General features: G+C 47.4%; 20 protein-coding genes. 15 read left to right on the top strand and 5 right to left on the bottom strand.

Annotated elements, in window-relative coordinates:
* Positions 1–10: 10 nt before the first annotated feature.
* The 3 genes from FEN17_RS06850 (at position 11) to FEN17_RS06840 (ending at position 6,101) form a co-directional block, all read left to right on the top strand.
* Positions 11–4,012 carry a hybrid sensor histidine kinase/response regulator transcription factor gene (locus FEN17_RS06850; RefSeq protein ID WP_138364531.1) on the top strand — a complete coding sequence of 1,334 codons (4,002 nt, stop codon included), beginning with the start codon at positions 11–13 and terminating at the stop codon, positions 4,010–4,012.
* A 97-nt stretch (positions 4,013–4,109) separates the two neighbouring features.
* Positions 4,110–4,490, top strand: coding sequence for a nuclear transport factor 2 family protein (locus tag FEN17_RS06845; protein WP_138364530.1), 381 nt, complete (start codon positions 4,110–4,112; stop codon positions 4,488–4,490).
* A gap of 93 nt (positions 4,491–4,583) precedes the next feature.
* Positions 4,584–6,101, top strand: coding sequence for an ArnT family glycosyltransferase (locus FEN17_RS06840; protein ID WP_138364529.1), 1,518 nt, complete (start codon positions 4,584–4,586; stop codon positions 6,099–6,101).
* Here FEN17_RS06840 and FEN17_RS27235 read toward each other — a convergent pair whose 3' ends face one another.
* Positions 6,102–6,257: a hypothetical protein gene (locus tag FEN17_RS27235; protein ID WP_171037852.1), complete on the bottom strand. Its 156-nt coding sequence runs from the start codon at positions 6,255–6,257 to the stop codon at positions 6,102–6,104.
* A gap of 25 nt (positions 6,258–6,282) precedes the next feature.
* Positions 6,283–6,723, bottom strand: a complete 441-nt coding sequence (locus FEN17_RS06835) for a DUF6934 family protein (protein ID WP_138364528.1) — start codon at positions 6,721–6,723, stop codon at positions 6,283–6,285.
* A 248-nt stretch (positions 6,724–6,971) separates the two neighbouring features.
* On the opposite strand from FEN17_RS06835, the gene FEN17_RS06830 reads away from it, so the two are divergent.
* Entirely contained in the window at positions 6,972–7,610 is a 639-nt protein-coding gene (locus FEN17_RS06830) for a 3-keto-disaccharide hydrolase (protein WP_205748102.1), read from the top strand.
* Positions 7,611–7,640: 30 nt separating this feature from the next.
* On the opposite strand, the gene FEN17_RS06825 is transcribed toward FEN17_RS06830, so the two are convergent.
* The gene (locus tag FEN17_RS06825; RefSeq protein ID WP_138364526.1) at positions 7,641–8,123 is read right to left on the bottom strand and encodes a DinB family protein; all 483 of its coding nucleotides are present in this window, start codon (positions 8,121–8,123) and stop codon (positions 7,641–7,643) included.
* 62 nt (positions 8,124–8,185) lie between these two features.
* Here FEN17_RS06825 and FEN17_RS06820 point away from each other — a divergent pair, with 62 nt between their 5' ends.
* Genes FEN17_RS06820 through FEN17_RS06810 form a run of 3 tightly spaced genes read left to right on the top strand, consistent with a single transcriptional unit; the run spans position 8,186 to position 11,253 of the window.
* Positions 8,186–9,562, top strand: coding sequence for a Gfo/Idh/MocA family protein (locus FEN17_RS06820; protein WP_138364525.1), 1,377 nt, complete (start codon positions 8,186–8,188; stop codon positions 9,560–9,562).
* A gap of 41 nt (positions 9,563–9,603) precedes the next feature.
* Positions 9,604–10,464, top strand: a complete 861-nt coding sequence (locus FEN17_RS06815) for an alpha/beta hydrolase (protein WP_138364524.1) — start codon at positions 9,604–9,606, stop codon at positions 10,462–10,464.
* Positions 10,465–10,470: 6 nt separating this feature from the next.
* On the top strand, positions 10,471–11,253 hold the full coding sequence (locus FEN17_RS06810) for an SDR family NAD(P)-dependent oxidoreductase (protein WP_138364523.1): 783 nt from the start codon (positions 10,471–10,473) through the stop codon (positions 11,251–11,253).
* A 7-nt stretch (positions 11,254–11,260) separates the two neighbouring features.
* On the opposite strand, the gene FEN17_RS06805 is transcribed toward FEN17_RS06810, so the two are convergent.
* Positions 11,261–12,913, bottom strand: coding sequence for a tail fiber domain-containing protein (locus FEN17_RS06805; RefSeq protein WP_138364522.1), 1,653 nt, complete (start codon positions 12,911–12,913; stop codon positions 11,261–11,263).
* A gap of 643 nt (positions 12,914–13,556) precedes the next feature.
* Between FEN17_RS06805 and FEN17_RS06800 the strand changes: the two genes are divergently transcribed.
* The 8 genes from FEN17_RS06800 to FEN17_RS06765 all read left to right on the top strand — a co-directional run bounded on the left by FEN17_RS06800 (position 13,557) and on the right by FEN17_RS06765 (position 24,066).
* A complete protein-coding gene (locus FEN17_RS06800) occupies positions 13,557–16,817 on the top strand; it encodes a SusC/RagA family TonB-linked outer membrane protein (RefSeq protein ID WP_138364521.1) in 3,261 nt (1,086 codons plus the stop codon).
* Between the two features lie 17 nt (positions 16,818–16,834).
* Positions 16,835–18,724: a RagB/SusD family nutrient uptake outer membrane protein gene (locus FEN17_RS06795; RefSeq protein WP_138364520.1), complete on the top strand. Its 1,890-nt coding sequence runs from the start codon at positions 16,835–16,837 to the stop codon at positions 18,722–18,724.
* 257 nt (positions 18,725–18,981) lie between these two features.
* Positions 18,982–19,365: a hypothetical protein gene (locus FEN17_RS06790; protein WP_138364519.1), complete on the top strand. Its 384-nt coding sequence runs from the start codon at positions 18,982–18,984 to the stop codon at positions 19,363–19,365.
* A 114-nt stretch (positions 19,366–19,479) separates the two neighbouring features.
* Positions 19,480–21,207 carry a PQQ-dependent sugar dehydrogenase gene (locus tag FEN17_RS06785; RefSeq protein WP_138364518.1) on the top strand — a complete coding sequence of 576 codons (1,728 nt, stop codon included), beginning with the start codon at positions 19,480–19,482 and terminating at the stop codon, positions 21,205–21,207.
* Positions 21,208–21,343: 136 nt separating this feature from the next.
* The gene (locus FEN17_RS06780) at positions 21,344–21,712 is read left to right on the top strand and encodes a hypothetical protein (protein ID WP_138364517.1); all 369 of its coding nucleotides are present in this window, start codon (positions 21,344–21,346) and stop codon (positions 21,710–21,712) included.
* A gap of 32 nt (positions 21,713–21,744) precedes the next feature.
* Positions 21,745–22,482, top strand: a complete 738-nt coding sequence (locus tag FEN17_RS06775) for a hypothetical protein (RefSeq protein ID WP_138364516.1) — start codon at positions 21,745–21,747, stop codon at positions 22,480–22,482.
* Between the two features lie 96 nt (positions 22,483–22,578).
* The gene (locus tag FEN17_RS06770) at positions 22,579–23,007 is read left to right on the top strand and encodes a hypothetical protein (protein WP_138364515.1); all 429 of its coding nucleotides are present in this window, start codon (positions 22,579–22,581) and stop codon (positions 23,005–23,007) included.
* 126 nt (positions 23,008–23,133) lie between these two features.
* Entirely contained in the window at positions 23,134–24,066 is a 933-nt protein-coding gene (locus tag FEN17_RS06765) for an aldo/keto reductase (protein ID WP_138364514.1), read from the top strand.
* Between the two features lie 7 nt (positions 24,067–24,073).
* On the opposite strand, the gene FEN17_RS06760 is transcribed toward FEN17_RS06765, so the two are convergent.
* Entirely contained in the window at positions 24,074–26,209 is a 2,136-nt protein-coding gene (locus FEN17_RS06760) for an outer membrane protein assembly factor BamB family protein (RefSeq protein WP_138364513.1), read from the bottom strand.
* Positions 26,210–26,214: the final 5 nt, after the last annotated feature.

Here is a 26,214-nt window from a genome sequence, read left to right as displayed (position 1 = left end):
CTTTGCAAGTATGTTACGCAACAGAATCCTCTGCTCAATCGGTTTACTTGCGTTTGCGGTAATAAATGCTGCATGGGGGCAATCTGTGAAGAAACCAATCCGCGTTATCGGTACCCGCGACGGTTTACCACAATCTTTTGTTTCCGGGCTTGTGCAGGATGCCAACGGTTTTGTCTGGATCGGCACATTAAATGGCGTAGCGCGGTACGATGGCATTAATTTTAAAATTTTCCGGAATGCGATCGGAGATACCTGTACTATCAGCTCCAATGTAATCCTTTCCATGACTTCCGATACGCGCCGAAACATCTGGATCGAGCACGCTTCAGGGCAGATTGACTTACTCGATCCGGTGTCGGAGCAGGTTTCGCGGGTTACTTCGCATGCGTTGTTCAGAAAAAATCCCATACGCCTGATCAGGCGCGGCTGGCTCGGCGATGTTAAAAATCATTTGTGGGTTTTCAAGCGTGGAGACGGTGTTTACAGGTTTGATTTTGATAAAAATAAAGTCGCCCATTTCGCAAAATCGGGAGGACATTTTGCCAGTGATACTTTGCGCGGAATCCTGGAAGACCGGCAAAAACGAATCTGGATTTTAGACCAGCATGCGATCAGCTACCTGGACACGGCGACGCAGAAATTTAAAACGATCAGAATTCCGTATGAGCTGGATTTCGGCCATCATACCGATTCCGATGGGGAGGTAGTCAGTTTATTTGAAAGAAAAAGTGGTGAAATCATGTTCAGCGACCGTGATAGACTGTTTTTTTATCAACCCAAGTCTGGCACATTCCGCTATAAAACCTTATTGAAAAAGGCACCAGCCGGCATCAGGACCATTCAGCGCGGGCCGGATGAAAAGGAATATTTTGAGACGGAAGGAAATGTTTATCGGTATGACGACCGCGCGGGCATTGTGAGGCTGGCCGAAATCGAAAATCCGAAACATTGGGAAACACCTTCTTTCCTGGTCGACGATTCGGGGTTAATCTGGCTGGGGACCAATGCGGCGGGAATACATCAGATCGACTTGGCGACACCACTTTTCGAATCGCAACCAACATTGAATTCTTTTCACCAGGATGTGCTGCGGCAGGAACTGCACATTGATCTGGCGTGGATGGCAAATTGGCCGATAGAAAATCAAAATTTCGCGGGTTCGAGCTATGTTACCCGCTCAACATACGACCGGCAGGGGAGGCTATGGCTTGGTTTGCGTAATAAGGTGGGCTACTACGATCCGGCTTCCAAAAAACTGGTACTGCTTCCGGAAGTGCCGGGTGTGAGTGATCCGGGAGATCTGGTGCTCGGTATCCGCGGAATGTCCTTCGCGCCGGATGGCACCTTATGGGTGGTCGGTGATAATGGGAAGACGCTTTATTTTGATTTTCCTGGAAATAAATGGCTGCCTTTTATGGACTCGCAGGAATTGCGAAAAGTAGCGGGGCCAGCGGCGGTGGTTGTGGATTGTCATGTGGATGATCACCAGATTTTTCTGACAACTTCGAACGGTGGCGGGCTCCTGATTGTGGACAAGGTTACCAAAAAGATCAGGCGGCTGAGGCAGGCGGGACGCAATGTCCTGATGGAAGATCTGCTGCTCGGCAGCGCCGGAGACCCTACCCGCAAAGATCTGCTTTGGATCGGATCGTACAGCGGATTGATTTTGGTCAATAAAAAAACATTGCAGACGCGTGTATTTTCCATGCGCGACGGCCTGCCGGATAATACAATTTACGGCATGCTGACGGACAAATCCGGCTATTTCTGGCTGAGTACCAACAAAGGTTTGTGTCGCTTTCACCCGGTTACCCACAAAATTCAGACGTTTTTAAGTGACGATGGTTTGCCGGATGACGAGTTTAACCGGTTTCATGCCTTGAAGTTACCCGACGGCCGGCTGGCTTTCGGTGGTACGGCTGGCTGGACCATTTTTGACCCGAATGCGATGCAGGCCGATACTTATCGTCCGCAGGTTGCATTTACCAACTTGAAAATCAACAACATTGACGCAAGCCAGTACGATAATCTGATGATGTTGCCGGGCGAGCTGAATACGTCCAAAACATTGTCACTGCCGTATGATCAGAATTCTCTTTCATTTGAATTTGCGGGACTGGAATTCAACCGGCCGAAGCGGCTCAAATACCGCTACCAGCTAGTAGGCTACGACAACGACTGGATCCTGGCCGACGACTCGCCGGTGGCGAGTTATACCCGGCTGCCCGCGGGAGAATATCAGCTGAGAATCAATGCTTCCAATACGACGGGGCAGTGGAGCTCGCACATTCGCGAATTGACATTACGAATCAGGCCGCCTTTCTGGCTCACCTGGTGGGCGCATTGTTTTTATGCAATTGTGGTGGCGGTAATGATCTGGGCCTATGCACGTTACCTGGCAAATCGCGAGCGGCTGAGGCAGGAAATCATCATTAAAAACCGGGAAGCTGAGCAGCTGAAAACGCTCGATTCTTTGAAAACCCGCTTCTTTTCCAACATTACCCACGAATTCCGTACACCGCTGACATTGATCCTGACGCCCGTGCAGCGGCTCAAACCCACATTAAACGGAACCGAGCAACAGCGCTGGCTCTCCGCGATCGAGCGAAATGCGAACCAGTTACTGCGGCTGATCAATCAGCTGCTCGATCTTTCAAAACTCGAATCGGGTAATTTGAAAGTGAATGAGGCGCTGGGAAACCCTGGGCGGTTCCTGGAAGAGCTGGTATCTTCTTTTATTCACGAAGCCGAGGCCAAAAACATTTTCCTGGTTTTCAAACAATCCGGCGACGCGGGAAATTATTGGTTTGATCCCGATAAGCTCGAACAAATTGTCTCGAATCTGGTGGCGAATGCGATCAAGTTTACGCCGAAAGGAGGTGAAGTGCAGATCGCTTTGAATGCGCAAAACGGGCAGGTGGAAATTGAGGTATGTGACTCGGGTGTAGGTATTTCAGAAGAAAAGATTCCACATATTTTTAACCGATTTTTTCGGGTGGAGACGCCAGCGGTACCCGGTCAATACACCACCGGCTCAGGCATCGGGCTGTCGATTGTGAAGGAATTGGTGGAGTTGCAGGGTGGTGCCATATTGGTGGAAAGTCCGCCTGCCGGCCAGGGATTTTGGCGTACCCGATTTCTGGTAACATTACCTTATCGCAGGTCGGAGGATAACATGGCTTGGGAAGTCAGACCGGAACCAGGTAATATTGCTCCCGCATTTTATTCAAAAATAGATACAACTAATCCGGAACAATCAGCGGAGTCTCCGACGGTCCTGCTGGTAGAGGATAATGCAGAGCTGGCGGATTTTATTGCGGACAGTCTTTCGGAAAACTATACAATCCTGCGCGCCTCAAATGGTGTAGAAGGTCTTGATTTAGCCATCGAAACAATGCCCGACCTGGTGCTGAGCGATGTACTGATGCCTGAAATGGACGGTTTTGAATTTTGTAACAAACTGAAAAATGACGAGCGGACGAACCACATTCCCGTCATTTTGCTAACAGCATTATCCTCTTTCGATGACAAAATCGAGGGACTTACCATCGGCGCGGACGATTATCTCACCAAGCCTTTTCATATCCAGGAATTGCAGCTGCGGGTTGGAAATTTGCTCGAAAGACAACAGCAGCTAAGAAACAAGCTTCGCTCGGAAGTGAACAGTCCGGCAGAGGAAAAACTGGTGCAGGAGCCAACATTGCATGACATGTTTATCCGAAAACTATACAGTATCATTGAGGAGCGTCTTGACGATTCACTTTTTGGGGTGGAAGATCTGGCTGCCGAAATCGGTATGAGCCGGGCCAGTCTGCACCGCAAAGTGAAATCACTTACAGGCACTTCACCGGGCGATTTGATGCGGAATTACCGGCTGAAACGGGCCGCCCAGTTTCTCCGTCAGGGGTACAATAGTTCCGAAACTGCATTCAAAACAGGGTTCGACAGCGCGTCCTATTTCTCTAAATGTTTTAAGGACTTCTACCAGGTGACACCCAATGAGTTCGCTTAGGGAGTGATACATAATTTACAGCATTTGACACGCAATTGATAACCCTTTGGAGCTGATTTGCCGGACTTTTGTGGCCGAATTCTCAACACGAAAGAGCATGACAGATCAGGAGCAGATCGCAGAAGCGGAGGAGCGTCTAATGACGGCCGTTAAAGCTGGCGATGTGAATGTGGTGGAGGCGTTGCTGGACGAAGAAGTGCAGTTCATAGACGAAGAGGGGAAGGTGATCCCACATTCCCATGACCTCGATAAATACCGGGCTGGGCGCCTGCTTATCAACAACATCGATGTTTGCGACAAGCAGATCAGCCTGATAGGCAACACGGCGATGGTACTGGTAATCGACCGGATTAAAGGCAAATGTCAGGGTCGCCGCTTTGAAGGCCGGTATTTGTATATGCGGGTCTGGAAGCGAAAGGATACCTGCTGGAAAATCTCTGCGGCGTCTTGCGCAGCAGTACCGGTTGTCGAGTTTTAGCCGATTCAGCCTAAATTATTTGGAATGATGGTGCGCACAATCCTGTGCAGCAATATTTGTGTATTTTAGCTTTTCCGCTTGTTATGCCCCATCATGCAAAAGAAAACGCTGCTTCTCTGGTTTTTTATCATCACCAAATTTGCGCTGCACGCGGTCATGATCGCGCCGGAATATGACTTGCACCGCGATGAGTACCTGCATCTGGATCAGGGAAAACACCTGGCATGGGGATATTTGTCGGTGCCGCCTTTCACCTCGTGGACTTCTTACATTGTGCTGTTGCTTGGTAATTCGGAGTTTTGGGTGAAATTTTTCCCGGTGCTTTTTGGCGTGCTGACGATGGTGGTGGTTTGGAAAGCGATTGAGGAACTGGGCGGTGGTTTATACGCGCTGGCTTTGGGTGCTACGGCGGTGACATTTTCCGTTTTGCTGCGCATCAATATGCTTTTTCAGCCCAATTCAACGGATGTGTTTGGCTGGACGCTGGTTTATTTCTGTGTCCTTTGTTATATTAAAACCGAGCACAAAAAGTGGCTGTACTGGGCGGCTGTTGCCTTTGGTTTTAGTTTTTTAAATAAATACAACATTGTCTTTCTGGTGGCCGGGCTGGTACCGGCACTTTTGCTGACCAGCCAACGCAAGGTATTTGCTAACAAGCAGTTGTACGTCGCGGCATTGATCGTAATCCTGATCATTCTGCCCAATCTCATCTGGCAGTATCAGAACAATTTTCCTGTCCTGCATCACATGCAGCTACTGGCCAAAACGCAGCTGGTGAATGTCAATCGGGTGGATTTTTTGAAAGAGCAGATCCTTTATTTTATCGGATCGATCTTCGTCGTGCTGGCGGCGTTGATTTCCTTTTTTATTTATCCGCCTTTTAAAAAATATCAGGTTTTTTTCTGGGCGCTTGTTTTCACATTGTCCCTGTTTACTTACCTCCGCGCAAAAGGCTATTATGCGATCGGGCTTTACCCGATTTTTCTTGCGTTCGGTTCCGTTTACCTGGAAGTTTTGTTTGTGAGGCGGTTGGTATGGCTGCGCGTGGCGGCTATGCTGGTGATTGTCGGATTGTTTATTCCAATTGTCGGACTGGCATTTCCCATAAAAAGTCCGGCTGAAATTGCTGCAAATGGAGGACGGTTGAAGAAGTTCGGCCTGCTGCGCTGGGAGGATGGGAAAGACCACGAGCTACCACAGGATTTTGCAGACATGCTGGGCTGGAAAGAGTTAGCCCAAAAAGTCGACATGGAATATGAGAAAATCGCCGATAAAAGGCACACTGTGGTGCTCTGTGATAGTTACGGCCAGGCGGGTGCGATCAACTATTATTCCCGATTCAAAAACATCGGCGCCGTCACCATGAATGCGGACTACATCAACTGGGTACCGCTGGACGAAGAAATCAAAAACGTTATTCTGATACAAAACGCCGACGACGACGATAAAGACCGAAAAAAGGAGCAGCCCCTCTTCCAAGAAATCCACCTGACAGGCAAAATTGAAACACCGTATGCAAGAGAACGCGGTACGAGCATCTACGTCCTGCTCAACGCGAAAGTTTCGATTAATGAGATTCTGAAGAAGGATATTGAGGAGAATCGGTGGTAGTTACCTGATAGGCTTATTGAAGTCGTAATCTTTCATAACTACATTTACCAGATAATCTGTTTTAGCTTGTGAAGCCTCCTCAACGGTTTTGAACTTCCGATCAAGCGGATGTTTCGTTTCACCCTTATTGACGGATTTTTTACTTATAGCTGGCATAGTGCATATGGTTAGTTAGACAAGTTTAATAGTTTTTTAAAGAAATAGCAAACGACTCATAACAGGCTTCCGGGTTAAATGTTTCGAAGTAGCCATCTGTATAGCCATACAATAAAAAGTTCAAGCGAGCCTTTTCCAGATTTCTGCAAATCAGCCAATGATAGATATTGGTTCGCTCTTTGGTACTCCCCATAAAAACGATAGTGCTTTCGGGGCGGAATTGGAGAAAGTTTGTAATACATTGAAATACTGTCGCGAAAATTTTTTTGGTATCGCCATTATTAGAAACAGTTAAGACATCCAGCGTGCCGTCATCTTTGATGTCTGCGAGAGCCAGATTATAAAATTGCGTTTGACCAATACGCTGGAAAATCACTGTCTTATTGATGAGTTGTTTGCCGACGCTGACAAAATTAAAGCGGTGTGCATCTTCGAGTATCACAAATGCGTAAAATGCTTGATCCAAGTGTGTGGCCTTTTAGTTCGATCCTAAAACTAAGATGATTTTCGCTATCCGCGCAAAGCGTTTATCCTGCGGTAATGGTCTCCAATTCCTTCTATTTCGGTAGGTCGGTTTTTGATCAAAAACTTGAAAGGTATCGCCTTAAAGATTGATGGACATTTGAAATCGACATTGAAATAGTAAAGAGCGTGGCTTGCGGGCTTTTATGTGAACAGAAAAATTTGTTTGCCTTAATCAAATACCTGGAAGTTATGCGGAAAATGACAATATATCTGGTGGCGGAGGCGATGCTCGTCCTGGCCGGTTTTGCATACAGGCAAAAAGCCAAACCCGTCGCACTGTTTGATGGGAAAACTTTTAATGGCTGGGAGGGTGATACCGTTAGAATGTGGAAGATCGAGGACGGCGCCCTGACCGGTGGCTCACTGACTGAGAAGGTACCGCACAATGATTTTTTGTGTACCAAAAAAGTTTACTCCAATTTTAATCTCAAAGTAAAATTCAAGCTTACCGGCAGCGACGGTTTTATCAACACCGGCGTGCAGTTTCACAGCGTCCGCGCCAAAGATCCGGCTTATGAAATGGTTGGTTATCAGGCTGATTTGGGCGATGGATACTGGGCAAGTTTGTATGACGAATCCAGAAGAAACAAAACCTTAGTAAGCCCGGATTCGGCTGTGATCAACAAAATTTTAAAACGCGGCGACTGGAATGATTACGAAGTTCGCAGCAACAAAGGGCACATTCAGATTTTTTTGAATGGCACGCAAACGGTTGATTATACGGAAACGGACAAGTCGGTGCCGCAGAAAGGGATCATCGGATTTCAGATCCACGGCGGCGGAAAGGCGAAGGTGTATTATAACGATATCTGGATTGAAGAAATTTGAGCATCAGCACATTAGCCGATGCTCAAAGGATCAGTGCCAGGCATTCAGCAGCCGGCGGATCACAAGGATTTCGGCTGTGTGATAGGCATTATGGTCACCGATCAGCAGGGCTTCGCGCATTAAATTCTGGCCTTGGCCCCATGGAAACGGTTTAACAAGGTCATTGGCGTGGTCATGCAGCAGCGTGACGAAACGCTTCTGATCTTCCTTGATCTGGCTCAGCGCAGTTTCCCACTGTTCGTCGCTGACCTCCGTCAATGCTTCCGTCCAGTAATCATCGGGCCACGCAAGTGACTCATGTTCTGCGGATTCGGAGAAATCGACAATGTCTTTCTGGGCGATGCGGATGTGTTCGACGAGCTGCCAGATGCTGTACGGAAGGTTTTCAGGGGTTACGCCCCGCAAGTGAGCAGGCAGATCGGCGACCGCTTCTTCGAAAGTAATGTGTGCATTGCCATTTTGCATGAGTGCGATCAGCTCATTTACGACTGACCCGCTTTGCGAATTTTCCATAATTAGTTGGTAATCAATGTTTATTTAAAAATATTTCTCATCATTCATTTCAAAATCCGGATATGCAGCCCACCCGCCGTAAATTTTTGCAGAATGTGACCGCCGCATCGGCTTTGCTGGCGACTGAAAGTATAGCAAAACCTTTTAATATTATCAGGGACCTCAAAAAAATCAGTCCCAATGACAAGATCAGGTTTGCGACTATTGGTATGGGAATCCAGGGCCACAGCGACACGCGCGCTGCGATCAGGAGCACACCCGAGGCAGAATTTGTGGCGGCGGCTGACCTTTATGACGGTCGCCTTACCCGCGTGAAGGAGCAGTATGGTAAAGATATTTTTACGACGCGCGACTTCCGGCAGATATTGGAAAGAAAGGATATTGACGTGGTTCTGATCGTCACGCCGGATCATTGGCACGACCACATTACGAAGGCTGCGCTGAAAGCCGGGAAGAATGTGTACTGCGAAAAACCGATGGTACACCACATTGACGAGGGTTTGTCGGTGATCGATGCCTGGAAAAAATCGGGTAAGACGATGCAGGTTGGCAGCCAGTCGATCAGCTCGGCGCCTTATCGGGAAGCAAAGAAAATGATGCAGGCAGGCGATATTGGTGAGATCAATTTTGTGGAATCGAGCTACGACCGTTTTGATTCGATCGGCGCCTGGAATTACTCGATTCCGACCGACGCTTCGCCGCAAACGCTCGACTGGGATACATTTTTGGGCGACGCCCCGAAGGTGCCTTTTGATGCAAAACGCTTTTTCAGATGGCGGAATTACCGGGATTACGGTACGGGCGTGGCGGGCGATTTGTTTGTCCACCTCATTACCGGGGTGCACTTTGTGACAAGCTCGCTGGGGCCGGAGCGGATTATGTCATCCGGCGAGCTGAGCTACTGGAAAGACGGCCGCGACGTACCCGATGTGCTTGTCTCAATTCTGGATTATCCCAAGACCGACATTCATACGAATTTTCAGATGGTGCTGCGCGTCAACTTCGCCAATGCCGGTGCGATTTCGAATACTACGCGGATTGTAGGGACGGAAGGTCAGATTCAGTTTACTGCCAATAGTTTGGTTTTGAATAAAAAGAAACTGCCAAAAGCGCCGGGTATGGGCGGATATGATAGTTTTAATACATTTTCGGAAGCGCAGCAAAAGGAATTTAAAACCCAGTACGATGCGCAATATCCCGAAGACACCCGCAAGGCTGAGCCGATCAAGGAGGTGAAATTTGAAGCGCCAAAAGGAGATGATGCGCATGCCAATCATTTCGCTGATTTTTTCGAGAATGTAAAAAAAGGAAGTTTGGGTAATGTGGAGGATCCGGTTTTCGGATTCAGGGCGGCGGCTCCGGTGCTGGCTTGTAATGAAAGTTATTTCGGGAAAAAGATTGTGAACTGGGACCCTGTCAATATGAAGAAGAAGAAGTAATGTTTTTTAATTTTTAGTCCAAAATACTTTCCGGCGTTTTTATGAAAATCTTCCATTTTATTATCCTTTTTCTCCTCGGTGTCACTTCTGCATTTGCCCAAACGGGTAAAGTGCTGGATAATCTTTCACTGCCTTCCAAATTATTAAAATCCGAAAGAAAATTCGCGATATACCTGCCGCCGGATTATGCGACTTCCGAAAGAAGTTACCCGGTTTTGTACCTGCTGCACGGCGCGGGCGATAACCACACCGGCTGGGTACAATTTGGCGAAGTGCTTAACATTACCGACAAAGCGATCCGCGACGGCATCGCTACGCCGATGATCATCGTCATGCCCGATGCCGATACAGGCCGGAGGGGTTATTTCAATGATGTGAAGGGCGACTGGCCTTATGAGGATTTCTTTTTTCAGGAGCTGATGCCGTTTGTTGAAAAGAAATACCGCATCAAAACTGAAAAACGGTACCGTGCCGTGGCCGGACTTTCCATGGGTGGCGGCGGAAGCTTTATGTACGCGCTGCATCATCCCGAGTTATTTTCTTCCGCATGTCCGCTGAGTGCCTACACCGGGCCGCTTACGATCGAAGATGCCAAGAAAAGCCTGATCCGGACGGTTCCAAACATTCAGGATTCGACGGTGACCAACTATTATAACCGGCATAATGCGCTGGAAATGATCAATAATATTTCCGACGCCAATAAAAAAGCAGTTCGCTGGTACATTGATTGCGGCGACGATGACTTCTTATTTGAAGGCAATAGCCTGGCGCACATTGCCATGCGCAAAAAGGAAATTCCGCACGAATTCCGTGTCCGCGATGGTGCCCACAACTGGACTTACTGGCGCGAATCGCTGCCGGATGTTTTGAAGTTTGTCTCACAAGCGTTTCACCAGTACTAAGTCCGCATGTTACAGGAAATGTTGCCGGGGATCAAACAGTTTGATCTGACCGGAAAAGTGGCGATTGTGACGGGTGGTTCCAAAGGACTTGGTTTTGCGATGGCGGCGGGGCTTGCTTCGGCGGGCGCCAATGTTGTTTTGGTAAATCGAAATAAGGCGGAAGGGGAGCGGGCAGCAGCGGAAATTGCTGAGGCTTTTGGTACGCAGGTCATTTCGTACGCTGCCGATATTACGAGCGAGGAGCAAGTTCAGGCGATGGCCGCATTTGCCGTCGAACGTTTGGGTAAAATCGATATTCTGATCAACAGTGCGGGTATCAATATTCGCGGGGCGATCGATGAGCTGAGTTTCGAAGAATTCACCCGCGTGAATAATCTCAATGTAAATGGTACCTGGCTGGCTTCCCGGGCGGTGGTACCTTTTATGAAACAGCAAAAAAGCGGCAAGATCATCAACCTGGGCAGTACGCTGGGGCTGGTGGGATTGGCGAACCGCACACCTTACGCAGCGAGTAAGGGCGCGGTAGTACAAATGACCCGCGCGCTGGCATTGGAGCTCGCACCATTTAATATCAATGTAAATGCCATTTGCCCAGGCCCGTTTCTGACGGAAATGAATATCCCGATTGCCGAAACCGACGAAGCCGCCAAGGTTTTAAACTTGACGGCTTTGAAACGGTGGGCGCAGCTGCGCGAAATCCAGGGAGCGGCCATTTTCCTGTCCAGCGATGCCTGCACCTATATGGTAGGAAGCATCCTGACCGTCGATGGCGGCTGGACGGCTGCTTAACATTCAGTTATTTCGTCTGTTGCTCAATACTTTGAGCCGCTTTCGCAATCTTCAACAAATCCGCCACACTTGCTTCCAGCTCGGAAAGCCTGCTGGCGGATTTTTTCAAATAATCGTTTTCCGATTTCAATTCCTTGACTGCTTCAATTAAATGCGGGATCAGGCCAATGTAATTCACTGCCTTGAAACCTTCCTTATCCGTCGTGACCAGCTCGGGGAACAATTCCTCCACTTCCTGGGCAATCAGGCCGGTTTGCAGACCCTGATCTGAACTGGCGCTTTTCCAATAGTAGTGGTAACCGTTGAGGCTGGTTAATGTTGACAAACTGTTTGACAGAGATGTAAAGTCGCGTTTGAGGCGGCGGTCGGATTTATTGTAGGCATTGCCAGAAATGTTGGCGTTACCAGCATCGTCAATCCAGAAGCGCCAGGCATCGGCAAGATAAATGCCAACTTGTTGGTCTGTCTTCATTCCAAAAAATGCATCGGCATTTTGTTGCGAGGTATTGAAGAAAAGACCGGCTGTGGCACCATTGTGACGAAGGCGAGGCCGGCCATCGATATCCAGGATGTACTGCGGAAATAGGGCGTTCTTGCCAATGCCGATATTCCCATTCTTTAACACCGTCAAGGCATTCGACTGTTCACTTGAATTCTTTCCATTTCCAATTTGAAAAAGCCGCTGTAATTGTTCCGGATCATTCGGATTGTCATTATCGTCATTAAAGATTCCCATCACAATAGCATTTGGAGTTTTGACACTGACAGAGTTTCCAATCGCTATTGACTTAATTCCCTTGGGAAATGACTGGTAGCCTAAGGCAATCGAACCCTCCCCAGATGCTGCCGATGAAATGCCAATGGCAATAGCCGAGTTGGCAGTAGTTTTAACGTTGGTGCCGAGTGCGATTGAAGCTATTGCCTGGGACTTGGATTTATAGCCAACTGCCAACGATGCATCTCCAGAGGCTTCCGTCATTTCACCCAGCGCAGTCGAATATTTTCCAGATGCAATAGTTGCTGCGCCGAATGCGGCGGAGGCCCAGCCAATTTTATCGCTATTCCATTCACCACCATTAATTCCACCCGCCCTTATAGACGCCTTTCCGGGGTACCAGACAAAGTGGGAGCCAAGTCCGAGATTAGGAAGAGGAGGAGCATCTTCCTCTGCGAGTATGGACGATTGAACAATAGGATAGTCGTCCCTCAATTTATCTGCCACTTCCGCATGCACTGCTTCCTCGGCCTTTTCAGCATTCACCGATTCATTAGAGGAAATTGCGTAGGGGACGCTTAGAAATTGGGAACTACCCATGTCGATATAATTATCACCGCCGTTGAGATCGACTTCTATTTTCAGGAAAAAAGGGCCGGTTTTCCAGTCGACGTCATTCAATGTGCCGAGTTCTTGTGAGCCGCCGCCGATGACGAGATTGAAAATTCCTGTGGAAGTGGTGGTCGGTTTGTGTGTTTCGCGGTAGACGGTCGGCCCAAGTATGGTGTTTTTTATAATTGAGGCGCGCACGGAGACAGTTTTGTTAACCACGATTTTTCCCGAAGCGTCGCGAGCGACGCCCTGGAAGCTGAACTGCTGAGGTACCTGCGCGAATGCTAGTAATGTGAAGAGCTGTAAAATTGAGGAGACAAGAAAAACTTTCATAGAACAAGACAGTTGATTATTGAGCGGAAAGTAGCTCGATAATCGCCACTGATACCTCCGAAATTATTTTCCGGCCTTGACTGGTTGAACTAACGGCAATCAGGAAGTGACCCGTGCCGATAAATCGACTTTAAGATCGTCATCGATCAATTTTCCATTTTTGCAAAGAATTAGTGCAAAAACCGGGAAAAGGTGTTATATGGGTAAATTCTATTTCTATCAATTAATAATACCGTTCCCTCAATTTTGATTGAAATATCCTGATTTGGAATTGTACCCAATCAATATACGTCAAGTCACTCATGGTTATTTTCTAAGAAAACATATACAAAAAGCGGGAACACTTGCTTATGTAAATAATTTCATATCTTTTTGTACCTACGGTTACACCAAATGAGCGTACGGCTTTGTAAATCCGTCCCTTTTATTAACCGGCTCCAACTCACCTAAACTTCACGATCATTGCCCCTGGGATCACTACAGTCTTTTGGCAGTAGGATATTTGCCATGTTTAATTAGAATAAATTGTGTAGGATCGACACATCAAAAAAGGAGGCCCTTATGTAGAATACCCAGTGCCAGTACAATAAATTTTACCAATGTTTAACCTATTTTTTAACTATCTACAATTTTCTACTAATCTATGAGAATTTCTAAACGAAGGATCGGCCGGAGCCTTTCCGGGTGTTTCTGCTCGTTGTTACTGGCCCTGGCGGTCATGACGGGAGCGTACGCTCAGGACGCAGCGGTCAAAGGGAAAGTGACTGATGAACAGGGCGGAGGGTTGCCCGGTGTAAGTGTTGTGTTGAAGGGAACGTCTGTTGGAACTGTGACGGACCTCGAGGGGAATTATACAGTTAATGCACCAGGAAGCGGAACCTTGGTGTTTTCTTTCATTGGGTATATCACCCAGGAAATTCCGGTAGGAAACAAAACAAACCTTGAAGTAAAATTACTTTCTGACATCAAGGCATTGAATGAAGTCGTGGTTGTGGGTTATGGTACTGCGAAGAAAGCGACGTTAACTGGTGCGGTTACAGCAGTGAAAGGTACTGAGCTTGAAAAAGCGCCTTCTGCCAACCTTTCCAACACCCTGGGCGGACGTCTGCCGGGTGTATCTACGGTACAGTCGAGTGGTGAGCCTGGATATGATGGTTCGGCGATCCGTATCCGTGGTACTAACTCTCTGGGTAACAGCAACGCACTGATCGTTGTGGATGGTGTTCCCAACCGTAGTGGTGGTTTGGACCGTCTGAACCCTGCTGATATCGAAAGTATCTCGGTACTGAAAGATGCAGCTGCGGCGATTTACGGTTCACGCGCAGGTAACGGTGTTATTTTGATCACGACAAAACGCGGAAAATCAGGCAAACCACAGATTTCTTATGATATGAATGTGGGTATGGGCCAGCCTACCAAAGTTCCTGAAATGTCGAATGCTGCGGAATATGCTACAATCCGTAACGAATTGCAGATTTATGACAACCTGCCGGCAGGACAGTGGAACGGCGCTTTGCAAGGTTTCAACACCAACGGTTCTTACAAAAGAACAGACAATGGGGATGTACTTACAGCGGTTTACAGCCCAACAGATGTTCAGAAATTTAAAGATGGTTCTGATCCTTTGCTGCACCCTAACACAGATTGGTACAGCAAAGTTATCCGTAAATGGTCTCCTCAGCAGCGCCACAATGTGCAGCTGACCGGTGGTAGCGAGAACATCAACTACCTGGCTTCTTTGGGTTACCTGAACCAGGATGGTAACTATGTTAATTCTGCAACGGGTTACAAACAGTATGATATGCGTGTCAATCTTGATACAAAAATCAACAAATACCTGAAAGCGAAATTAGGTATCGCGCTGCGTGAAGAGTTTCGTCATTTCCCGAATGGTGGTGGCGCTGGTGACATCTTCCGTATGTTGATGCGTGGTAAACCAACTGAAATCGCAGTTTGGCCAGACGGTCGCCCGGGTCCTGATATCGAAAATGGTCAGAACCCTGTGATCATTACGACCAGCCAGACAGGTTACAACAATGACAAACGCGATTATGTACAAACCAACGGTAGCCTTGAATTTGATGTTCCGGGAGTTCCAGGTTTGAAACTGATGGGTATGGCTGCTTTGGATAAGCAGATGCGCCGCACAAAATCTTTCCAGAAACCATGGACTTTGTATTACTGGGACAAAACTTCCTACGAAGCGGACGGAACTACACCGGTTTTGACAGGTTCAGTTCGTTCAACATTCAATGACCCACGTTTGACCGAGACTTCTGCGCAGGAACTTTCTGTACAGCTGACAGGTCAGGCATCTTACGAAAAAACGATTGGCGGCCACAACTTTAACGTGATGGCAGGTATCCAGCGTGAAAAAGTGGATGCAGACGGTTTCTTCGCTTACAGAAGATACTTCATTTCTCCGGTAGTTGATCAGCTTTTTGCGGGTGGTACGCCTGAGCAGAACATTGGTAACTCTGCCTTGATGGCTGCAACGGATTTGTACCAACGTGCACGTTTGAGCTACTTTGGTCGTGCGGGTTACAACTACAAAGAAAAATACCTGGCTGAGTTCCTGTGGCGTGTGGATGGTTCTTATGTATTCCCTAAAGATGGCCGTTTCGGTTTCTTCCCTGGGGTATCAGCTGGATGGCGCTTGTCGGAAGAGGATTTCTGGAAAAACAACATTCGTTTTGCCAACAATGTCAAGATCCGCGGTTCGTGGGGACAGATGGGTGCTGAACCTTATGTATATGGAACAGAAAACCTGGCCGAGTACCAGTATCTTTCTACGATGAGTTTTGATAACTATGTAATCAATGATCAGGTTGCCAAAACATTGCTGGAAGCACGTGTAGCGAACAAAAACTTTACCTGGGAAGTAGCCAACAACATTAACGTTGGTTTGGAAGGTACTCTTTTCAAAGATAAAGTTGCTTTTGAATTTGATTACTTCGTCAACAACCGTTCACGGATCCTGATCCCTAAACTGGGTTCTACACCTTCAACTGCGGGTATCGACGGTAAGCTTCCGCCAGAAAACATCGGAAAGCTGCAAAACAAAGGTTTTGAATTCAAAGTAAGCTACGACGGTTCGATCAATGATTTCACTTACTCGGTAGGTGTAAATGGTGGTTATGCTAAAAACAAGATCAAGTTCTGGGATGAAACACCAGGTGCTCCTTCGTACCAGCGTACCACAGGCATGCCTTACAACTCTTTCTTATTGTACCAATTCGACGGATCGTTTAAAGATCAGGCTGAAATTGATGCCAACAAGATTGATTACAGCCCGATCACAGGTAATTTGTTGCCGGGAGACATGAAGTTCAAGGACATTAACAATGATGGAAAAATCAATGGTGATGACCGTATCCGTTCTCAGAAAGTGCAGCGTCCTTGGTTTACAGGTGGTATCACACTAAACCTGGGTTACAAAGCGTTTGACCTTTCGGTTTTGATGCAAGGTGCAGCGGGTGGTCTTCAATTGGTAGGTTTGACGGAATCGGGTGACATTGGTAACTATTTGAAATATGACTATGATCACCGCTGGACAATCGACAATCCTGATACAAGATATCCACGCTTGACCAACCGTAGCAACAGATACTATACAAACGTCGGCAGCGGCGGAGGTAGCACCAATGGCAGCGGCGGTGGTATCAACAACTACTTCCTGAAAAGCAACAACTATCTGCGTATGAAAAACATCGAGCTGGGTTATAACCTGCCTTCTGCTATCGGATCGAAGATTGGTTTGACAAAATTCAGGATTTATGTAAATGGACTGAACCTGTTTACGCTGGCTAAAATCAAGATCTGGGATCCGGAATCTACCAGCACAAGCGGACAGTACTATCCACAATCAAGGATTCTTAATGTTGGTTTACGTGTAGGATTTTAATGATCAATAAAAACAAAATGAAATTCAAATATAAAAGTATAATAGCCCTTGGATTGTTTGCTGGCGGACTCTGGTCTTGCAGCACTGATTTCCTGGACGTAACGCCTCCTAGTGAGATTGCAGGCGACCAGGTTTGGACCGACGGAGCGTTGTCAGAGGCATTTGTAACAGGTATTTACCAGGGCTTGCAGCAAGGTGGTTTCAGCGAGCAAATGCTGGCATCCCTTTCCGATGAAGCGGTATTTACCCACACAGGCCGTAACATTAACACGGTAAACGAAGGAAGTTTGAGCCCATCCAACCTGGGTTGGGTGGATGACACCTACGGATGGAGCCCGATGTACACCCGCATCCGTGCGACCAACATCGCGATCCAGAACCTGAAGAACGTCGCAACTTTCACAGATCAGACTTTGAAAGACCGTATTCTGGGAGAAGCTTACTTTTTGAGAGCTTACTACTACCAGCAGCTGGTTCGCTACTATGGTTCTGTTCCTTTGATCAAAAAAGTGTATGACCTGAACGAAGACTACTCGATCGAGCGTAACACATTTGATGATTGTATCAAATCGATCGTAAGTGATGCCGACAGTGCTGCATTGTTGCTGGATGGAAAATCTGCTGTAAAAGGCCGCGCTTCAAAAGTGGCTGCCCTCGCACTGAAATCGCGGGTTCTGCTTTATGCTGCGAGTGACCTGCACGACATTCCTACTGCAAAAACGAAGTCCACTTTGATCGCTGGTTTTGCGAATCCTGAATTCTTGGGATATGTTTCCGGTGATCGCGCTGCGCGCTGGACCGCTGCACAAGCTGCTGCGAAAGCGGTAATTGATGGTGGAAACGGTGGCTACAAGCTGAACCTGACTGCTCCTGAAACAGCTGCACAAGGAAGGATCAACTATACTTCTATGGCGATGGCCGGGTATAGCAATGATAAAACGCTGGATCCGACTGGTGGAAATGAAATCATTTTCGGTCGCTTCTTTACCGCGAGCTTAACTGCTGACGGTGCTCGCCAGACAGGTTTGAACAACGGTCCGAACGGATACCACAACTGGGCTGGTAATACGCCGATCGGTTTGCTGGTGGATGACTACGAAATGATGGATGGAACGCCTTTCTCCTGGACTAACCCAACTGAAAAGGCGAACCCATACGTAAACCGTGACCCACGTTTCTACGCAACAGTAATGTATGATGGTGCCAACTGGAAACCACGTAACAAAATCTCAGGCAATGTTGACCCTGCGAACCAGATCCAGACAGGTGCTTATGACCTGCTTGATGACAAAGGTGCACTGTTCAACCGCAAAGGATTGGATACCCGCAGCAGCTCAATCGAAGACTGGAACGGTAGCCGTACTGGATATTACATGCGTAAATTCATCGATCCAAACCCGGATCTGGTTGACAACACCGACCGTCAGAACATTCCATGGCCATTTTTCCGCTACACCGAAGCTGTATTTAACTACATCGAGGCAAGCATCGAACTTGGTCAGGATGCAGTTGCATTGTCCTGGTTGAACAAGATCCGTTTCCGTGCAGGTATGCCGGCCATCAAAGCGGCTGGTACTGCTTTGAGAGATGCATATCGTCACGAAAGAAGAATTGAGATGGCTTACGAAGAGCAGCGCTACCACGATGCACGTCGCTGGATGATCGCGCCGACCACATTAGGCCGTCCGCTTCAATTTGTTTCGGTGATCGGTAAATTCAAAGCTGGAAAATCGATGAAAGAACCTTATCATTACGACCCAACGGTTTACGATTACACTTACACCCCAGTGGAAGACAAATCGCACGAGAACCGTACGTGGGTAGATAAAATGTACTTCCGTCCTTTCAGCCGCGATGAGATCAACAGGAATGCGAAATTGATGCAAAATCCTGGATACGATAAATAGTTTTAGTTAAGAATGCGAAGTAAAGCTGCCTCCGTCTCCGGGGGCAGCTTTCTTTTTTTATATCAAATCAAAGACGGTGACTTTTGAAGACAAACTCCCACAAAACGGGGAGTTTGGTAAACACTACCACACTAGTAGGATAATGTTAAATTGTTGTTTTACAATAACTTACGCATTTTGGCATAATCATGTTAGAACTTATCGCACGGTGCAAACGCACAAGAGTCAAACATTTAAATGTTAAAAAAACATAGATCATGAAAAAGCTAATAGTATCGGCAGTAGCCTTGACACTTATCTCTTTCGCCTCTGTTCAGGCTCAAACTGCCCAGCAAGACGCAACACAGGCAACACAGAAAGAGGCAAAAACAACAACCCAGGCTACAAGTACACAAGATCCTACAACGCAGGAACCTGTAAAGACTAAATCTTCGAAGGAAGAAAAAGTAGCAGTGAAAACCGAAGAATTGCCAGATGGAATTCAGAAGGCGATTAAAGGTGATCAGTTTAGCGGTTGGACAGTGAAAAAAGCTTATCTGGTAACCGAACCGGGTAAAGATCAATATTACGAATTACAAGTAGCCAATGGTAAAGAAAATGCCAGGGTGAAACTCGATAAAAATGGTAACAATGTAGGATAATGTTAACGTAATCCTATTATTAGTGTGAAGAAAGCCGGACTTGTTCCGGCTTTTTTTATGCTGTAATTGCTATCTTTAATCGACTTTCTAAACACCTTATTTTTCCCGATTTGAATGCTACGTTCTTTACTTTCCCTATCAATTTGCGCGGTTTTTATTTTTTGTCTGATCAACTGCGCTGGCGGTAAAAAGCAAACAAGCTCTTCCACGATAACTACTTCATCCACAAAAGGGAAAGAACTTTTCACGACACATTGCGTGTCCTGTCATGCGGTGGAAGCGGAGGAAATCGGGCCGAGGCTGGGTGGGGTGACGAGCTTGTTATCAGAATCTGAACTAATTGCATTCGTAAAAAATCCCGGCAAAGCCATAGACGCAGGCAACAAGCGGGCGATTGGTCTTACCCGCCGCTACAAGATGATCATGCCGCCTTTTGATTTTCTGAAAGACGACGAGATCAAATCGATTTTATCTTATATCGATGAAGAAAGTAAGGCGAAGGGTATTCCACCGCTTTTTGTAAATACCGAGAATGTTGCCGGTGAGCAGCAGGAACGTCTGGCGGCGCCGATTAAAATGTCTCCCCTGAAAATCGAGCTGGAAGATTTTGTGACAATTCCGCCGTCGAGCGATAAAATGCCGCGCACCCGCATCGCCACGATGCGCCCGCATCCATCGGGTGACGGCACATTGTATGTGAGTGACCAGCGCGGGATCATTTATAGAATAGACCACGGAAAGGTGGAAACATTCCTGGACATCAGGCCGCTGATAGAAAATTACGTGAATGAACCCGGCCTGGGTACCGGCCTCGGCAGCTTCGCTTTTCATCCGGATTATTTGAAAAACGGACTGATCTATATCACGCATACCGAAGCGCCGAAAGGAAAAAAAGCAGACTTTGCGTACGCCGATTCGATCAAGGTTTCGCTGCAATGGGTGGTTTCGGAGTGGAAGATTGATGATGTGAAAAGCAAAACTTTTACCGGGAAGCGCCGCGAACTTTTGCGGATCAATGTGCCGAATGTAGTGCACGGGACGCAGGATATCGGTTTTGTGCCGGACATTGACAAGAACGATCCGGATTACGGCTTGCTTTACATCGGTACCGGAGACGGCGGCTCAACGATCAGTAAACATCCGGAGCTCTGTCACAAACTAAGCTCGCTTCTCGGGACAATCATCCGCATTGACCCACTTGGAAAGAACAGTAAAAACGGCAACTACGGAATACCTTCGAACAATCCTTTTGTAAACGACGCCGATCCGGCAACATTCAAGGAAATTTATGCCTATGGTTTCAGAAACCCGCACAGATTGTCGTGGGATATGGCCGACGGGCGAAAACTTTTCAGCGCTGAGGTAGGGGAGGCTAATTTCGAAGAGATCAATGTGATAGTGAAAGGCGGAGATTACGGCTGGAATGTGCGCGAAGGAAATTACGGCCTGTCCCTGGCGGACCTGAAAAACGTGTACAAATTGCCTGAAACCGATGAAAAGAAATTCATCGCGCCGTTTGCGTTATACGATCATTTCGACGGCAGCGCGATCAGCGGCGGGGCGGTATATCTGGGAAATCTGAAAGCGCTGAACCACAAATATGTATTCGGCGACATTGTGAACGGAAGGTTGTTTTACGTCAATGTGGATCAAACATTGAGCGACGGTTCGGTGCATGAACTTTCGATCAGGCAAAACGGAAAACCGGTAAACCTGGTTGATCTTACGGGCTCAAAACGTGTGGACGTCCGCATTGAGTACAATCAGCAAACCAAGGATATGTACATCATGACAAAACCGGATGGTAAGATCAGGAAGATTGTCAACGCCTTCACGGAGTAAAATCGCATAGAGAAAATTCCCGAATATCGGACCACAATCGCCGCTGGCTCATTCATACCGGCCACAGGATAACTACATTCTTTTCACGCCGTTTGCCGGAGCTATATTAAGCGCATCATTAACTTAATATAACTCAATGGCAAATGTAAAGACGCTGATCGACCAATGGTCAGTGAAAGATTTGGAGGACAATTCTTCCATCAATGTAACCGTAGAAAGCTGCACCGAACTCGGCAACAATGCGCAACCCGGCATCCAGGTGCTTTGCATGGGGCAAATTGCCACTTACGAACCGAATGTGGTAGAACAATGGGCTTACAAGGCTGGTAAACAAGGCGCTAGCGAATATTTTCTGGAAGATAAATCCTGGACCTATCACGAAGACCAGTACATTAAACATTATCTCGTCTTGGGCAGCCCGCTCAAAGCCCGCGTCACGGTCAAAACCAGAAGCTCCAAGCCGACCACCAAAGATTACGAACTTCCCTTCGAAATCGAGCAGTAATTGAAGTTCACATCTGAGGAAACATTCGTATCATGCTGATTGACAGTGCTTATTTTATTATGCTGACGGTTTTCAGCATTTTTTGGCTGGTATCGGCCACACACTATCTTTTTACACCTGTCTCAGCGGGGAGTCGCGCTGTCGAAAAACCGATGGGCGCCATTTACCTTGCCGGGCTTGGCGGGTTTCTGGTCCTCGTATTGTTTTGCTGGCAGTACAAAGTCGTCGGTCTGGTGCTGCTGCTGGTTCCCCTGATTTTTGCGGCAGTGCCTTCTATTAAAAAGATCTGGATTGATTTATACGCCTGGCTGCCGACTTTGCAAAAGACGCAGGGTCTGACCATCCACATGAGCAATGATACGGGGGCGATCATTCAAACCGAACTCGAATGCTGGTTTGCCGAGCGCGATAGTTCGGTTTTTTCTTTGTTCAAAACCTTCGATTACGTGCTGGATCCATTTGAGAAGTCTTCCCATAAAATGTCACGGTACCAGGAGCGGCTGATGTCCTCGAAAGCGGCGTATATCCGGATCACGGTATTTGAATGTCTGCGGGACTTTGGCGGTGACCATCAATATCTCCGGAAAATCCAACCCTGTATGTACACCAGCAAAGTTTCGACCAAAGAGTTTGTCAACGGTGAGTACAATCTGGAAGTAAGCGCAATTCACGTTTCAGAAGATTTTATATCGGGCATTAAGCTGTTGAAAGACAACCAGATGTATTTTAACGGCGCTTTTTGGAATGTTGAGCAGTCAGCAATTTCATGAAGGGGTATTAAATTTTCTGTATAAAAGACAAATCAGCTTCCAACCAAATCTTCCGGCAATGTTTCTTTTTGCTATAATCCAATTATTCCATTTAGCATGAAAAAGACAATTTTATTCGCAATGCTCTGCCTCGCAGCCGTAGCTTGCGACAAAAAAGAAAACACCGCAACACCACAAATTGAATCAAAAGCCACAGTGGTTCCTTACCGCCAGGCAACAACTGTTTCCGCGGCCGGTGAAAGTTTGAAAGTGGATCTTCGCGAAGTAAGCGACAGCCGCTGCCCCATCGACGCGATCTGTATTACTGCCGGAAATGCCCAGGTAAAATTCAATGTATCTGACGACAAGAACCAGGCGGAGGTGAATGTCACTTACAAAGGCGATAAAAATGGTGATTTTCAAACATTTACATTAAGCGGCGTGAACTACGTTTTGCGGGTGAGCGAAGTGCTTCCGTTCCCGGAAACTACAAAGCAGCCAAAACTGGAAGATTACAAGGTGAATGTCACCATCGAAAGAAAGTAGTAGATTAGATTTGGTGTGAAGTTTGTAAAAGGAGTCAGGGTTAATCCTGGCTCCTTTTCTTTTTTTAAGCTTCTGTGTTAGGGTTTTGTTGTGTAAATTGATTTTCCAAACCTTGTTACTACAATAATGAACCCTATTTTCACAAGACGGGAAGCTTTAAAAGGGATGGCTGCGGCGGGCGGCACTCTGCTGTTTCATCCCGAAAATACCTTTGACCAAAAGAACTTGAAAATGCTCATCAACAGAAAGATACCCGCGACGGGAGAGGCAATACCGGTGGTGGGCCTGGGCTCCTGGCAGCAATTTGACGTAGCAAACGATGCCGCCGAAATCCCGTCATTGAAAGGTGTTTTAACCAAAATGCATGAGATGGGCGGAAAAATGATCGACGCTTCCCCGATGTATGGCCGGGCCGAGCAGGTAATCGGAGATTTGACTGAGGCTTTGAAACTGAATGACCAGTTTTTCTTCGCGACGAAAGTCTGGACAAGCGGCAGGCAGGAGGGGATCGATCAGATGAATGCTTCGCTCAGAAAAATGAAGCGCACAAAAATAGATTTGATGCAGGTGCATAATCTGCTCGACTGGCAGATACATTTGAAAACTTTGAAATCCTGGAAAGAAAGCGGCAAGGTAAAATACATTGGGATCACGCATTATACGGACTCTGCGCATTCCAAACTGGAAGAAATTGTGAAGTCCAAAGCTGTTGATTTTGTGCAGTTTAACTATTCAATACGTTCGAGAAATGCGGAGAAAAGTTTGCTCAATGCAGCTCGTGACAATGGTGTAGCGGTAATCATCAATGAGCCTTTTGACCAGGGAGCCTTATTCCGCGCAGTGAAAGGAAAAGAGCTCCCCGGTTGGGCAGCGGATTATGATATTAAAAGTTGGGCGCAGTATTTTCTGAAATACATCATCAGTCACGAGGCAGTTACCTGCGTAATTCCTGGCACTTCGGACGTGAAACATCTGGAAGACAATCTTTCAGCAGGTATCGGGAAACTGCCAGATGAAGCAGGGCGAAAGAAAATGACAAGCTTTTTAGAAAGCGTTTAAATGTGGGTTATTCCAATGCAAAGGCAACATATTGGTTGCCTTTTTTTGTGCCTAATTTCGTCCCGCCGCAAGCGATCACAACATACTGTTTGCCATTCACCTCATAAGTCGAAGGCGTGGCAAAGCCCGCTGCCGGTAACATCGTTTCCCAAAGCAATTTGCCGGTTTTCTTGTCAAAAACCCTGAATTTGCCATCTTTCGTGGCAGCGATAAAAAGTAAGCCGCTCGCAGTTACCACCGGTCCACCATAGTTCTCGCTACCGGTTGTCGGGACACCTTTCGCTTTCAAAGATTCAACTTCACCAAACGGGATTTTCCATAAAAACTCACCGGTATTCAGGTTGATCGCATTCAATGTCCCCCAGGGAGGTGAAATGGCCGGCAGCCCATTCGCATCCAGGAATTTGTTGTAGCCGGTGCTTTGGTAAGGCAGGTACGTTTTCTGCGAAACGGGCGTCGTGGAAGCTGCCTCCACTTTTTCGTCCCCAAAAAGAAATGCTACCAACGATTGTTTTTCAGCCGAAGTCAGCATTGTAAATCCAGGCATCATGCCTTTTCCGGTCGTAAGAAGCTGATTTACATAAGCCTTATCCCGTCGTTGCCCGATATCGATCAACGACGGATAGCCACTTTTAGCATTGCCCTTCCGCTGCGGGCCGTGACAGGTGACGCAATAAGTCTGGTAGACTTTTTCACCGGGACTTAATGTCGACAACTCACTCTCTTTCGGCGTGTCTTTCATGGTCAGGATCCAGGCCATTTCATTGCTGTTCACATACAAAATGCCCTCATCCGGATCGGCCGCCGCGCCGCCCCATTCCGCGCCGCCGTCAAAACCGGGAAGTATCACAGTACCTTCCTTACTTGGCGCAGCAAAAAGTGATTTTTTATAGTTTTTAAATTTGATTACCAGCGAGTCGTGGTCCGGAGCGTAAATGCTGATGTCCTTCTCAGTCAGCGTGTAAGCTTGCCTTGCATACGCCGCTGGCTTGGTCGGTACGGGTTGGGTTGCCCAAGGAAATTCACCAGGCAGGGCCGCTTGCGGCGCAGTAACTTCCTTAATAGGGAAGATTGGTTTTCCGGTAACGCGGTCAAAAACAAAGACATACCCCTGCTTGCTCACCTGCGCTACCGCATCGATTTTTTGCAGCTTTCCATCGGTACCTTTTCTGGTGACGGTGATCAGGTTGGGCGGCGCCGGGAGGTCGCGGTCCCACATATCGTGGTGCATGGTCTGAAAATGCCAGAGCCGCTTGCCGGTCCTGGCGTCGATAGCCAGCAGGCAGTTTGCGAAGAGGTTTGCACCTTTTCTTTTGCCTCCATAAAAATCATAACCCGCTGAACCCGTGGGTACATACAAAATTCCCCGCTCGCGGTCGATGGCGGTTCCCGACCAGTTGTTGGCCGCGCCTGTGAAGGTATTTTTATAAGCGTCGGGCGGGAATGTTTCGTAGCCAAACTCGCCGGGGTAGGGAATCGTGTGAAATGTCCAGGCCAGTTTGCCGGTGCGCACATTGAATGCGCGTAAGTCTCCGGGCGCGGCGTCGGAATCTTCCGAGAGGCGGACCGGCATAATGATCAGGTCCTCGAAAATGGTACCAGGCGTGTTGGAAACCATGTATTTATTTTTGGCAATGTCGGGCAAGCCGGTATGTAGATCGATTTTTCCTTTTTCACCAAAACTCTCGATCACTTTACCCGTGCGCGCATCCAGTGCGTACAGGTATGAACCCATCGCATGAAGAATTCTTTTATCATCACCATCCGCCCAGTAAGTCAGCCCCCGACTGGTATTCGAGCCGTTTTTTGATTTATCACCAAACATCCAGATCTGCTTCCCGGTAGCCGCATCCAAAGCAAAAGCCTGAACAGTAGCCGTTACCCCATACAAAATCCCGTCAACAATGATCGGGTTCACCTGCGTCTGTCCCGAATCCGGCATCGCATAAGTCCAGGCCACTTTCAGGTTTTTCACATTCTCGCGATTGATTTGCGTCAGCGGAGAATAATGGTTCCGCCCGGGTCCACCCAAGTACTCCGGCCACTCGCGGCTTTCATTTTTTTTATCCTCAAAATAAAACCGATAAGCCCCCAAACCGAGAACTGCGACAAAAGCAAAAACCAAATTCAGAGGTCTTATCATAAGGA

The organism is Dyadobacter luticola, from assembly GCF_005860805.1.
In the GTDB taxonomy this organism is placed as follows: Bacteria; Bacteroidota; Bacteroidia; order Cytophagales; family Spirosomataceae; genus Dyadobacter; species Dyadobacter luticola.
This window is presented reverse-complemented; position numbering and strand designations above follow the sequence as displayed.